The following is a 13,347-nucleotide window of genomic DNA, read 5'->3' on the forward strand; positions in this document are numbered from 1 at the left end:
AAAAATTTAGGAAGAAATCTGGAAAGAAATGGGAATTTTTTAAAAGTAAAAATATTGCAGATTATTTAAACGTAAAGATTTATAAAATAACTAAAATTTAAGAAAAGGTTGCGATGATTATGAAGCTTGAAAATAACACACGCTTAAATCAATTTTATTGATTATTCTTTGCTTCTTAAATTTTAAGAAAGAAAATAAAATCTTTGCGTTAAAAAAATTAAAGCATTAAAAATTCACTGTAAACTCGTGCATTCCGTTTTTGAAATCATAAGAAACCGAAAAATCATACAATTCAGCAATCGCTTGTACAATCGCTAATCCCAAACCGCTTCCTGACTGATGATGTTCAGATTTTTGGAATCTTGTAAATATTTTTTCGGGGTGTAAAGAATTTTCAATTCCTGTGTTTTTAACGATTAATTTTTTAGCATTAATCTGCACTTCCACCTTTCCGGATTTTATATTATGGAAAATTGCATTTCGCAGTAGATTGGAAACGATAATATTAATCAAAACAGCATCGGCTTTTACCAAAAGTTCGCTGTTTTCAGAAAAACTGATCTCAACTTCTTTAAATTCAGCAATATCCTGCAGATCTTCTATGTTTTTTTCAACAATATCATTAACTTTAATTTCCTGATTATCAAAAAACTGTTTGTTTTCAATTTTTGTAAGCAAAAGAAGTGATTTGTTGAGACGAACTAATCTTTCGATAATTTCCATGATCTCAGCAATCTTTGCAGCCTGATTTTCTGTGAAATTTTCTTTTTCAATTAGCAGTTCAAGCTTACCAATGGCAATCGCCAAGGGAGTTTGAAGTTCGTGTGAAGCGTTCCCAATAAATTCTTTCTGCTGCTCGTAGCTTTTTTCGCTGTATTGCAAAAGGGTAGTGACGGCATCCTGTAAATCACTGAATTCTTTGGTTTTTGTCTCAACCTGCGGAAAGCTTTTGCTAATTCCTAAACGGTAATTTTTCAGCTCATTCAGAAGTTCATAAAATGGCTTCCAAAGTCTTTGTAATACCCAATTATTAATGACCAAAATGCTGAAAATTAAAAGCACATACAACCCGGCGGCATCCCAAAGCAATTCTTTTACGAGATCATCTTCTTCAACCATATTATTGAAAATTTTCAGTTGATAAAAGCTTCCATTTTGTTCAAAAACTGTTGTCAAAATTCTTACAGGTTCTAGTTCCGGAGCTTCATCATCGGCATCCTGTGCATAGATTTCTGTGTCTTCATAAGTGTCTTTAAAACTGAGAGCTTTTTCTTTGCTTATTTTATTAACGGAAAAAAAACCTTCATCAAAAGTTTTCTGCTGTAAAATAGTGGGATCTTTTTCTGCCTTAAAAACGATTTGTCTTTTATAATTTTCGAGCTCTTCATCTACACTTCCTTTGATTTCATCGAGCATATTAAAATAAAAAATCACTGACCATAAACTTACGATCAGCAAAAGATAGGTCATCAGATGAAGAATAGATTTGTTGAGGAGTTTCATTTTTCTATCAATTTGTAGCCGATTCCGTAGACAGCCTCGATTTCAATTTCGGCGTTCGATTGCTGTAGTTTTTTCCTTAAATTTTTTATCTGATAATAAATAAAATCAAAATTATCGGCCTGATCAATGTGATCTCCCCAAACATGCTCTGCTAAAGCTGTTTTGGTTACCAACCGTTTTTTATTAAGCAGAAAAAAATGAAGAATATCAAATTCTTTTCGGTTAAGGGTAATATTTTCCCCATCAACAATAAAAACTCTTTCGGTAAGATCTAGTTCGATATTGGCAACCTCAATACTGTTTTTGCCATCCTGATTTTTTCTGCGAAGAACTGCTTTTATTCTGGCGTTGAGCTCGGCATTATGAAAAGGTTTGGTTAAATAATCATCGGCTCCGAGTTCCAATCCTGTAAGTTTATCTTCAAGAGAATCTTTTGCAGAAATAATGATAACATTTTCAGATTTATCCATGTCTTTAAGCTGTTGAAGAAGTTGCAAACCGTTTCCACCAGGAAGCATAATATCCAGCAAAATACAGTCGTACGTGTACAAAGCAATCTTTTCACTTGCAGATTGATAATTTTCTGCAGTCTCAATAAGAAACTGCTCCTGAATCAAAGAATCATGAATAGATTTTAAAAGTTCTTTTTCGTCTTCTATAACAAGGATTTTCATGTAGCAAATGTAGAGAATGATTCTGGAAAGAGTTGGGAATTATACTTTTTTTAGATTTTCAATACAACTTCAGCTCATTTTGTTTCTGCGTCCCAATCAAAATTTTTTTCTCATTATTAAAATAATTGTAAGTCTTGATTTACTTTATTCCAGCAACTAGCAACCAAAGCCACGATTCCATTTTTTTGAAGAAATCTAATTTACAAAATTTGAAGAGATTAAAAATCATTTTAAGAAACTTTTAAGGAGAAACATGATTTGTGTTCAGCTATTTATTTTTACTTTTGAGAAAATAACATTTCATGTTTATGAATAAAATATCAATAACCCGAATGAGTTGTGCAATCGTTTGCATAGCTGCGAATTTTGTGAATGCACAGACATCAATTCAGGTTAAAAATACTCAGAATTTCGCTCGAAATGAAATAGTTTCTCTTCCAATTAACCAGTTGAAGGGGTTTTTAGGGAAAAATAAAGCAGAAGATTTTAGAATTAAAGATGCTCAAAATAATTATGTTACCATTCAGTGGATTGATAACGATAGAGACGGAAAAAATGATGAGGTTCTTTTTCAGGCAAAAGTAGATGCGAAAAAGACCAATTCTTATAAAATTATTGCTGATTCAAAAGTAGCAGTTCCTGAAAGTAAACTGACAACCTATTCAAGATTAGTTCCTGAAAGAGTTGACGACTACACTTGGGAAAATGATAAAATTGCGTTCAGAGTTTACGGTCCAAAAGGTCAGGCTGAAGCTTTAGCAGGTGTAAAAGGAAGTACACTTTCAAGCGGGGTTGATATTTGGTTTAAAAGAACCGAAAAATCTATAATTAACGAATGGTACAAAGGTTATTTGACTGATCCGATGTATTATCACAAAGATACGAGAGGAGAAGGCTACGATCCTTATCATGTTGGAGACAGCCGTGGTACGGGAGGAATTGGAATTTGGAAAGATGAAAAACTTCAGGTTTCTCAAAATTTTATAAGTTCTAAAACGATTGCCGAAGGTCCTTTGAGAACTGTTTTTGAATTAACTTACGCTCCGTGGAGTGAATTTGGAGTGAAAGAGACGAAAAGAATTTCTCTTGATCTGGGTTCCAATTTTTCTAAATTTGAATCAAGTTTTGACACCGAAAAACCTGCTCCCAATTATACAATCGGAATTAGTCTTCATAAAAATGAAGGTGAATCAAAATTGAATGATAAAGACGGATATTATCTTCACTGGGAAAAAATAGATGACGCATTTGTTGGTGAAGGAATTGTTGTGAATCCTAAAATTGTAGAAAAGTCGGTTGCTTTTAAATCTGAAACTCCAGATCAGAGTAATTTGCTGGTTATTACAAAGCCTCAGAAAAAATTGACTTATTATGCCGGGTTTGCATGGCAGAAAAGTGGACAGATTCAAACTCAAAAAGATTGGGAAAACATTTTGCAGAAGCAATCTAAAATTGTAGCCAATCCATTAATTATTACCGTTAAATAAAGTTGAATAATGATTAAATTAAAACTTTCAGTTGCCGTATTTTGTCTGGCATTTTCAGGAGTTTCAGCACAGGTAAAAGATACTTTGGCGGAAAAAATGATGGTTTATCAGCTTCCAAACGGAGGTTGGGGAAAACATAATAGCGATAAAAAAAATGTAGATTATACTGCAAAAATAGATTCAAAATTATTGAAAATTATCAAAGCGAATGACAATGATCTCGCAACCATAGATAACAATGCTACATCAAAGGAAATCAACAGTTTAATAAAAGCATTTCAATCTACAAAAAACCAGGCTTATCTGAAATCTGCCGAAAAAGGAATTCAATATTTACTTTCGATGCAGTATGAAAATGGTGGGTTTCCACAGTATTTTCCCAATTCATCAATTTACAGAAAGCAGGTTACTTACAACGATAACGCAATGATTAATGCTTTGACGGTTTTGTATAATGTGGCAGAAGAAAAAGAGGGCTTTGAAATGGTTGATTTTAAATTGAAAGAGAAATCTAAAGAGGCATTAAAAAAAGGGATTAAATGTATTTTAAAAACTCAGGTTATACAAAACGGTAAACTTTCGATTTGGGCAGATCAGTATGATGAAATTACATTAAAACCTGAAAAGGCAAGAGCTTTTGAGCCTATCTCTTTGGCAACCGGAGAATCGGTAACGATTGTAAAATTTCTTATGATGCAGCCAATCAATCCTGAAATTGAAAAATCAATAAAGTCTGCTGTAAAATGGTTTGATGAAAGTAAAATTGTTGGGTATACATATCAGGTTTCACGAGAAAACGGAAAAGCAATCCGTGCTTTAAGCAAAAAAGAAGGTTCGAATGTTTGGGCTAGATTTTATGATATCCCGACTAACAAGCCTATTTTTGGTGACCGTGACGGAAGCGTAAAATATAATTACGATGAGGTTTCTGAAGAACGCAGAATGGGCTATAGTTGGTATAACGAATCCGGAACTAAGTTGATTGAAAGTGATTTTCCGAAATGGTTAAAGAAAAATAAAATTTCCGAATAAAAAGAATAAGCCTGATGTATGAAGACACATCAGGCTTTTTTAATTTAAAAATATCGTTTAGAAGCTTTCGCAGATATTTCCTGATAAAGTTGCTCCGGCATTGGCCGTTACATCAGCTTTCACATTATTTACATCAAGTTTTACAATAGAATATGGAGGCGTAAAGGCTGTTCCGCTTCCAGCAGTGTTACCGGTTACATTCGTAAAAGTACTTCCTGTCTGAGTAACCGCAGTAAATCCGCTCATCAAATTGATAGGTTCTTTTACATTTTCAAATACATTTCTTTCCACAAGAATATTTGCCTGTACTCCGGCTGCGATACATTTGTTGCTTACCGAGCTGTTGAAATAGCTGTTCAGAATATGAATTTTACCAAATCTTACTCTTGGCATACGCTCTCTGCATCCCGGAGCCCACCAGCAACGTACAAATGTTACATTTAATTTTCCTGCATCAGCCGTTGCGCCGTCGCTTGAACCAATCAGATTAGAAAATCTGTGATCATCAGTTCCGCCTGAACCACCTGGTTTCGGAGCTTTTAAATAATGGAATTTTGTATAAGAAACAGTAATATAATCCGATTTGTTTTTAATGTCGAAATTACCGTCTACACCGTCTCTGAATTCACAATGGTCAATCCACACGTTTCGGCAGTCATCCAGAATTGCGTTATCCCAACCGTCTGTATCATAAGCTCCGGGACCTTCAAAAATCAGGTTTCTTACAACAATATTGTTACATCTTTTGATATTGATAATTCCTGATCCGTCTTTAGTCTGATTGGTTGATACAAGCTTTGCGCCGCTTGTTCCGTAGATGGTTTTTCCGGTCTGATCCTGAAGAGATAAACGAGTTGTGATGGTAATCGTTCCGGTAACCTTGATTACTTTAACGGCGGTGTTTTCAATAGCTGATTTTAACTGTGCATAAGTGGTTACGGTAGTTTCAGCAGCGGTTCCGCCTCCGGTAGTTCCTCCATTTTGAGAAGCCCATCCAGGAGCGACACAACTCGCTAAAGGAACGACGGTTTTTGCCGCAAATGCGTTTTCGATACTGTTTCCGTTGGGGTTTTCAGAGAATTCGGTTTTGATGTCGTCATTTCCGCATCCGATAAATGCAAAAGCTGTACTGAGAGCAACTATAGCAATAGTTGCTTTGATGTTGATTTTCATGGTTAATAGTTTTGTTTTTATTTAGTTTAATAAAATTATGAATATTTATTAAATAAGCAAATTTATTGAGTATAAATTATTAATTAAAACTATTTATTGAATATTAATTTATTTCAACCGATTGCGCTTTAGTGATTAATTAATATGAGGTGAATTGATAAGTACCGTTTTTTTCTGTTTTAAAATCAAAAACCTGAGTTTCGGGAACTGCAATCGTTTTGAGATGAGCTTTTTCAGAAACTAATGGCTTTTTAATAGGATTAATCTGATAATATTCATTGGTGTTTTCTCCTTTTGCTGAGGCGAAATTTGTTTTAGATTTTAAATGTATATCCTTCGCCACTCTAATTCTCGCGTTTCCGCCTAAAGTAGATTTTACGATTAATTTTGTCAGCTTAGAATTTTTCCAATCCATATCTATTTCAAAACCGCCTCTTGCTTTTAACCCTTTTACAGAACCATTCGGTAAAGCATCTGGAAGTGCCGGTAAAATGTAAATATAGCCGTCATAACTTTGCAACAGCATCTCGGCAATCCCTGAAGTACAGCCAAAATTTCCATCAATTTGAAATGGCGGATGCGCATCCAGTAAATTAGGATATGTTCCTCCCGACTGACCTTTATTTTCCATCGGAGCCGGAGTTAATTGATCTGAAATAAGTTTAAAAGCTCTGTTTCCATCGAGCAATCTTGCCCACCAATTTACTTTCCAGCCCATCGACCAGCCTGTAGATTTGTCACCACGATAAATCATAGAATTTTTTGCAGCTTCCGTCAAATCTGGATTTCTGAACGGTGAAATTTGTCCTGAAGGAAACAATCCATACAAATGCGAAATATGTCGGTGCTTATCATCAGTTTTATCCATATCTGTAAGCCATTCTTGTAGCTGAGCGTGCTGCCCGATCTGCATCGGCGGAAGTTTGCTTAAAGCATTTTTTACTTCATTGGAAAGATTCTGATCTTGATTTAAAATTTTTGAAGCATTGATAAAATTATTAAAAACATCAAAAACCAACTGGTTATCCATCGTTGTTCCCGCTGTGATACTTACATTTTTGAAGTATTTATTTTCTGGAGACATAGAAGGCGAAACCACCAGATATTTTTTGGAAGGATCTTGTTGAAGAACATCTAAGTAAAACAAAGCACAACCTTTCAAAGCTTCGTAGTTTTTCTTTAAAAATTCTTTATCTCCGGTGTATAAGTAATGATTCCAGACATGCTGAGTTAGCCATGCGCCACCCATTGGCCACATTCCGTAGAAACCGCCGTCAACAATTCCTGTAATTCGCCATAGATCTGTGTTGTGATGCATGTTCCAGCCTCTTGCATGATACATCTCTTTAGCAGATTCCTGTCCGGTAATCGATAAATCCTGAATCATATCAAACAAAGGCTCGTGCATTTCGCTGAGGTTGGTATTTTCTGCTGGCCAATAATTCATTTCGGTATTAATATTGACCGTGTATTTACTGTCCCAGGAAGGATTTAGCTGATAATTCCAGATTCCCTGAAGATTTGCAGGTTGAGTTCCTTGCTGCGAAGATGAAATCAGAAGATAACGCCCGAATTGAAAATATAACGCCACCAAATCGGGGTCTTGTGAATTTCCAAATTCCTTAATTCTGACATCGGTTGTTTTCTGTGCCTGTTTGCTTGTTCCGAAATCTAAATTGACACGCTTAAAATATTTCTGGTATTTTTCAATGTGTGCCTTTAATTCAGCATCATATTTTTTGTTTAAAGCCGATTTTAAATATTCTGAAACTCTTGCATCAGGATTTCCCGAAAGGTCATTGTATTTTTTAAAATTGGTTGCAATAGAAACATAAATCACCACTTCATCTGCTCCTGAAATATTCAGTTGATCTTTTGTTGAGGTTAATTTTCCACCTTTTAAAACGGGAATCGTAACCGTTTTGAAATTAATCTTTCCTATTTTATTATCAACAGAACCGCTAGTTCCGCTAATGACCAGTTGATTTTTCTCTGTGAAAATAGAATTGATTTTGTGTGGAGTAGAAGCATTTAAAGTAAAATTCAGACTTCCTTTATTACTGGAAGATAATTTGATCATAATTACATTATCGGCAAAAGATGAGAAGATTTCTCGCTTGAAAGTCACGCCATTTACCTGATAAGAAACCGTGCTGATTGCTTTTTCAATATCTAAAGTCCTAATGTAATTTTTAAAATTTTCATGGCCTTTAAAATCAAGAAACAAATCGCCCATCGTCTGATACGGCATTCCGTAATTTAAGTCTTTGGGAGCCGTTCTCGGATAAGTTGTATTGGTTAAATCCTGTGCTTTTTCAAACTGACCTTCATTGATCAATCTTCTTACTTTCTGAATACTGTCAAACGTGTTTTTAGGAACATTATTCCCCGGTTCACCAGCCCAAATTGTCTCCTCATTCAACTGAAGATGTTCCTGAGCTGCACCACCAAAAACCATTGCTCCAAGCTTTCCGTTTCCGATAGGTAAAGCTTCGTTCCAGTTTTCTGCAGGTCTATTGTAGGTTAACTTTAAATTTTGCTGTGCAAAAGTTGAGAAGGAAATCAATGTTCCGCAAGCCAGTAAAAAGATTTTATGTTGAATGATTTTTAGCATTATATAAATTTTGTTAGATGTGTAAATTAATCATGACTTAAAATATTGGAACTGTCGTCTATTCGAGTTTTTTCTTTAAGAAATTAAAGAAAATGTATCGAGAATTTTTTTAAAACTCAACTTCTCGATATGATTTTTTTTCAAAAATCTACTCGAAGTGACGCTGTATCAATAAATTTACTCCAAAATCAGATTTTTATTTAGTTATAGTTTTCAACCAGTCTTCGCACAATTCTTTCCAGTTATCCGTCAGTTCAGTTTTATTTGAGATTCCGATGTTATGTTCACCTTCAGGAAAAATAAACATTGCACCTTTCACTTTATTTTTAATCATCGCTTCGTAATACAAAATACTGTTGATTACGGGAACGGCATTGTCATTCTGAGCATGAAATAAAATTGTAGGCGGTGTTTTCTCTGTCACTCGATTTTGCATAGAATATTCTTTAATTTTTTCTGATGAAGCATTTTCTCCTAAAAGATTGTCACGACTTCCTTTATGAGCAAATTCGCCTAAATCAATAACCGGAGAAACTAAAATTGCAAAATTCGGAACGGTGGAAAGATTCTGCCAATCTCCTTTTAATTCTGTGTAATCTGTCGAGATATTACTTACCATTGCAGCCAAATGTCCACCAGCGGAAGTTCCTAAAACACCAATCTGATCCGGTGAAATTCCATATTGAGCAGCATTTTTTCTGATTAATTTAATAGCAGCTTGAATATCTTGTAGCGGGCCGATTTCTCTTTGCTTCAAATCGGGAGAAGTGGGTAAACGGTAATTTAAGACAAAGGCTGAAATTCCTAAAGTATTAAGCCATTTTGCATAAGAATATCCACCCAGATCATACGTCAAATGTCTGTAACCACCTCCGGGAATAATGATGATTGCCATCGGTTTTCTTTCTTCTTTTGCAGGAAGAAAAGCAAAGAGTTCAGCTTCCTGAATTTGCGTAATTCGACCTTCTTTTTCTTCAATAATTTTTAATTGTAAGCCTTTAGAATTGGGCATTTCTCCTTTCGGCCAGACGGTTATTTTTTGCTGAGCCGAAATTTGAATTCCAATACATATGCTGAATATAAGGATGAGGTTTTTCATTGATTATCAATTTTGTTTGTGTTGGTTAATCGCAAAGGCGCAAAGTTTATACTGACACATTGTTTGAACACTTTTTTTACAGTTTGATTCATCTCTTAAATGTGGGTTGTGTATTATAATGTTTTAATTTATCGCAAAGTCAAACAAAGAATTTTAAATCTTAAATGTTTTTAAGATATACAAAGGCGTAAACTTAATAAAGTAATACAAAGTATTTTCAATTATGAAATATTATGGATGATCGTTAAAATATGAGAATATTTTTAAATTATTCATTATTCATTACCAATACCCGCAAGCCAGTCTGAACATAGCTTTTTCCAGTTTTCACTCATCGCATCTTTGTCTGTAACAAAAAAACGGTGACCACCTTTAGGAAAAATGAACATCGAGCCTTTCACCTTGTGCTTTGTCATAGCTTTAAAATATAAAATACTGTTCATCGGCGGAACTGCAGTATCATCCTGGTTATGAAACAAAATCGTTGGTGGCGTCTTGTCTGTCACTCGATTCTGCATAGAATATTCCTGGATTTTTTCTGGAGAAGCATTTTCTCCCAGTAAACTGTTTCGACTTCCCACATGAGCAAATTCGCCCAGATCAATGACCGGACAAAATAGGATTGCAAAATTCGGAATAGTGGAAATTGTAGCCCAGTCATCTTTTAATTCTGTATAATCAGTAGAAGTATTACTTACCATTGCCGCCAAATGTCCACCAGCCGAAGTTCCCACAACTCCCACCTGATCGGGCGAAATACCCCATTGTGCGGCATTTTTTCTGATATATTTAATGGAAGCCTGGATATCCTGTAAAGGCGCAATTTCTTTTTGAATTAAATCAGGCGAAGTAGGCAATCTGTAATTTAAAACAAAAGCAGAAATTCCCTTCGTATTCATCCATTTTGCGATCTGAAAAGCGCCTTCATCGTATGTCAGTTTAGAATATCCGCCACCCGGAATGACAATCATAGACTTTTTCCCTCTTTCTTTAATGGGAGGTAAAAAAGCAAAAAGTTCAGCTTCTTTTAATTTCGCAAGATCTTTTTTCTTTTTGGTTTTTGACGCCAGGATTTTGGAGTTTGGCTTTTCACCTTTTGGCCAGAACATGAGTTTTTCCTGCGCGGTAATTTGTGTAAAAAGAAAAATAATGAAGAGAAAAAAGGTTTTTTTCATGACTTTAATTTTTTACTTTAAAGTATATTTAGAAAAAACCTCATAGGTTTTTAAAACCTATGAGGTTTGATTATTTGTAATTTAATCTTTCAGAAAATCCTCTCTGAATGGAGTGAAAGAATCAATCAATTGTCCGGCTTCCAGACATTTTACACCATGAAAAATATTAGGCTGTGCAAAGAAGCCGTCACCTTTTTGTAAGATTTTTGTTTCGCCATCAACAGTCACTTCAAATTTTCCTGATGCAAAATACGTGATTTGTGAATGAAAATGCTGATGTAAAGTTCCGATTGCATCTTTTTCAAATTTAACGATGACCATCATAACCTGAGAATTGTAACCTACAAACTGTCTGGAAACGCCGTTTCCCAGATCTTCCCATTCGGAATTGCCATCGAAAAATGGCTCTTTTTTGAAATTCATAATTTTATTTTTTAATATATTCTTTTGTCTTGAAACAAAAGAATCAAAAATTCAAGACTTGGAAACTTCCGCTAAAAATTTAAATTAAATCCTAAAATTTACAAACTCGCGCGAATTGAACATTTGTTTTGTTTTCATAATTTTTTGTCGCACTCAAACAGTGGAAATTTTTTAACGGATTAAATTTAAATTTTCTTAACGCTCCATTTTCCTATGTCGTTTTGATTATTTAATATACTTTTCTAAACCGATTTTCAGATCTTTTAAGGCTTTTAAAGCCAGTTTTGCAACCGTTTCTGCACCGAGCTTTGATAAATGCGTATCGTCTGCTTTATCTTTGGAATAGTAAGGATTTTCACCTGCTTTGAAATGAAGATGCAGCAGTTTTGATTTTTCCGGGCCGTAAGAAATTTCCATTTGTTCGGTCAGTAACTGCATATCTACAAAAGGTACTTTCATGTTGTCTGCAACCATTCTTACCACCAAAGGATAATTGGTGTGAGTGTCGACTAAAACCCCATTTTCATTGAAGTTTCTCCTTGTAATTGAAGTCATCAAAATTGGTGTTGCACCTTTTGCTCGGGTTTCGATCACATATCTTTCAAGGTTGGCTCTGTACTGAGTGTAAGGATTTGTAAATTTTGTAGAATCCTTTAATTTCTGATCATTATGGCCAAACTGAATCACTACAAAATCACCTTTTTTAAGCTGTTTTTCTACTTTATCCCATCTTCCTTCGGTTCTGAAACTTTTTGAACTTCTTCCATTCATTGCATGATTCTGAATTTCAATTCCGTTGGTCATGAATTGGCCTAAAACCTGTCCCCAACCGTGTTCCGGGTTTTTATCGGGATTATCTTTATTGGCCATTGTAGAGTCGCCGATCAGAAATAGGGTTGGTTTTTTCTGAGCTAAAACGATTGTTGAAATTACAACGCTCAGAACTAAAAGTATTTTTTTCATTTTTAAAATTGATTTTTGTGAGATGCTTCGACAAGCTCAGCATGACATTTCTAATACTAACAGCCTTAAATCAGCTGCATTTTGTCACGATGTCATGCTGAGCGAAGTCGAAGCATCTTATATTATGTTAGTCGATATAATTACTCATTACCAATTACTTATTACTCATATTTGGGTTCCAGTCTCCGAAAATATTTTTGATTGTATATTTTTTCATTTCTTTTTTTGTCAACTGATGAGACCATGCAACACGACTTTCAGTTTTTCCGCCTCCACCTTTGCTTCCAAATTCTGCGTAATAAGCAGTTTTGTCTTTATCAGGAAACATTTTGTCACCTTTCCAGGGATTCCAGCCTTCGGGAAGGATGTGATTTCCCATTTCGGTATTGATGAAAACTGTTTTTGCATAAGGTCTCCAAGGTCTTCCCAAGAATACTTTTGTAATGCCATCTTTCGCAATTAATTTACAGTCGAAAAATACATACCCAAACTCTTTACTTTGGTCTGTTGAAGCCGCAGTGATGTAAGAATTGGCCAAACTTTTAATCGTACAGTTTTTGAAAATAACGGTTGCCGAGCCAAATAGGAAATCGGTTGTTCCTTCGATATAACAGTTTTCATAAAATTGTCTGCTGTGATTTCCGCCTGTATAAACGGTATCCTGGCAACCCAAAATCTTAGAGTTTTTAATAATAAAACGATCACCTTCCACATGAAGAGCAACGGCCTGTCCCTGATTACAAGACGAATTTTGAATCGTAAGGTCTGAGATTTTGATATCATCCGACATCACTAAAAGCGTATATGAATTGAAGGTTGTCATCTTTTCATTCAAAGCATCAAGTTTTCCAGAATAATCATCGTTGGTGATGATTGTATTTTCCTTGTTTTCGCCTTGTAAAGTGATTTTATGTTTTGAAGAGGGAATGACTATTTTTTCGTGATACGTTCCTGCCTTTATTTTAACCAAAGCTTCACCCGGACCTAAATCTCTGATAGAAGTTATCGCTTTCTGAATAGAAGTGAATTGCCCGCTTCCGTCTTGCGCAACGGTGACTGTGATGTAAGGTTCATTTCCTGCCAATAAAAAATTGGTGATGGAAATGAAGAGAATTAAAAGTAGTTTTTTCATAAAATATTTTTATGATTGATTCTGAATTTTTTTATGCAGATGTTTTTATTTAAAAAATAGCAACATTTGTTT

The 13,347-nt window shown here is 34.7% G+C and carries 11 protein-coding genes; 2 read left to right on the forward strand and 9 right to left on the reverse strand.

Going from position 1 to position 13,347, the window contains the following annotated elements:
- Positions 1–225: 225 nt before the first annotated feature.
- Positions 226–1,503: a sensor histidine kinase gene (locus EG358_RS04565; protein WP_076557854.1), complete on the reverse strand. Its 1,278-nt coding sequence runs from the start codon at positions 1,501–1,503 to the stop codon at positions 226–228.
- Positions 1,500–2,177, reverse strand: coding sequence for a response regulator transcription factor (locus tag EG358_RS04570; RefSeq protein ID WP_076557856.1), 678 nt, complete (start codon positions 2,175–2,177; stop codon positions 1,500–1,502). The genes EG358_RS04565 and EG358_RS04570 overlap by 4 nt, the downstream gene beginning before the upstream one ends.
- Positions 2,178–2,485: 308 nt before the next feature.
- On the opposite strand from EG358_RS04570, the gene EG358_RS04575 reads away from it, so the two are divergent.
- Both EG358_RS04575 and pelA read left to right on the forward strand, forming a co-directional pair.
- Entirely contained in the window at positions 2,486–3,664 is a 1,179-nt protein-coding gene (locus EG358_RS04575) for a DUF4861 family protein (protein ID WP_076557858.1), read from the forward strand.
- Between the two features lie 9 nt (positions 3,665–3,673).
- A complete protein-coding gene (gene pelA, locus EG358_RS04580) occupies positions 3,674–4,696 on the forward strand; it encodes a pectate lyase (RefSeq protein ID WP_076557860.1) in 1,023 nt (340 codons plus the stop codon).
- Between the two features lie 57 nt (positions 4,697–4,753).
- On the opposite strand, the gene EG358_RS04585 is transcribed toward pelA, so the two are convergent.
- The 7 genes from EG358_RS04585 to EG358_RS04615 form a co-directional block, all read right to left on the reverse strand.
- On the reverse strand, positions 4,754–5,869 hold the full coding sequence (locus EG358_RS04585; protein WP_076557861.1) for a pectate lyase family protein: 1,116 nt from the start codon (positions 5,867–5,869) through the stop codon (positions 4,754–4,756).
- Positions 5,870–6,008: 139 nt separating this feature from the next.
- Positions 6,009–8,483 carry a glycoside hydrolase family 95 protein gene (locus EG358_RS04590; RefSeq protein ID WP_076557863.1) on the reverse strand — a complete coding sequence of 825 codons (2,475 nt, stop codon included), beginning with the start codon at positions 8,481–8,483 and terminating at the stop codon, positions 6,009–6,011.
- A 196-nt stretch (positions 8,484–8,679) separates the two neighbouring features.
- Positions 8,680–9,582 carry an alpha/beta hydrolase gene (locus EG358_RS04595; RefSeq protein WP_076557864.1) on the reverse strand — a complete coding sequence of 301 codons (903 nt, stop codon included), beginning with the start codon at positions 9,580–9,582 and terminating at the stop codon, positions 8,680–8,682.
- A gap of 275 nt (positions 9,583–9,857) precedes the next feature.
- Positions 9,858–10,757 carry an alpha/beta hydrolase gene (locus EG358_RS04600; protein WP_076557866.1) on the reverse strand — a complete coding sequence of 300 codons (900 nt, stop codon included), beginning with the start codon at positions 10,755–10,757 and terminating at the stop codon, positions 9,858–9,860.
- A gap of 81 nt (positions 10,758–10,838) precedes the next feature.
- Positions 10,839–11,180 (reverse strand): cupin domain-containing protein, encoded by a 342-nt coding sequence (locus EG358_RS04605; RefSeq protein WP_076557867.1) that lies wholly within the window; start codon positions 11,178–11,180, stop codon positions 10,839–10,841.
- A gap of 225 nt (positions 11,181–11,405) precedes the next feature.
- A complete protein-coding gene (locus EG358_RS04610; RefSeq protein WP_076557869.1) occupies positions 11,406–12,143 on the reverse strand; it encodes a rhamnogalacturonan acetylesterase in 738 nt (245 codons plus the stop codon).
- Between the two features lie 154 nt (positions 12,144–12,297).
- Positions 12,298–13,275: a pectinesterase family protein gene (locus tag EG358_RS04615; RefSeq protein WP_076557870.1), complete on the reverse strand. Its 978-nt coding sequence runs from the start codon at positions 13,273–13,275 to the stop codon at positions 12,298–12,300.
- Positions 13,276–13,347 lie beyond the last annotated feature (72 nt).

It is taken from the genome of Chryseobacterium indoltheticum (genome assembly GCF_003815915.1).
Lineage (GTDB): Bacteria > Bacteroidota > Bacteroidia > Flavobacteriales > Weeksellaceae > Chryseobacterium > Chryseobacterium indoltheticum.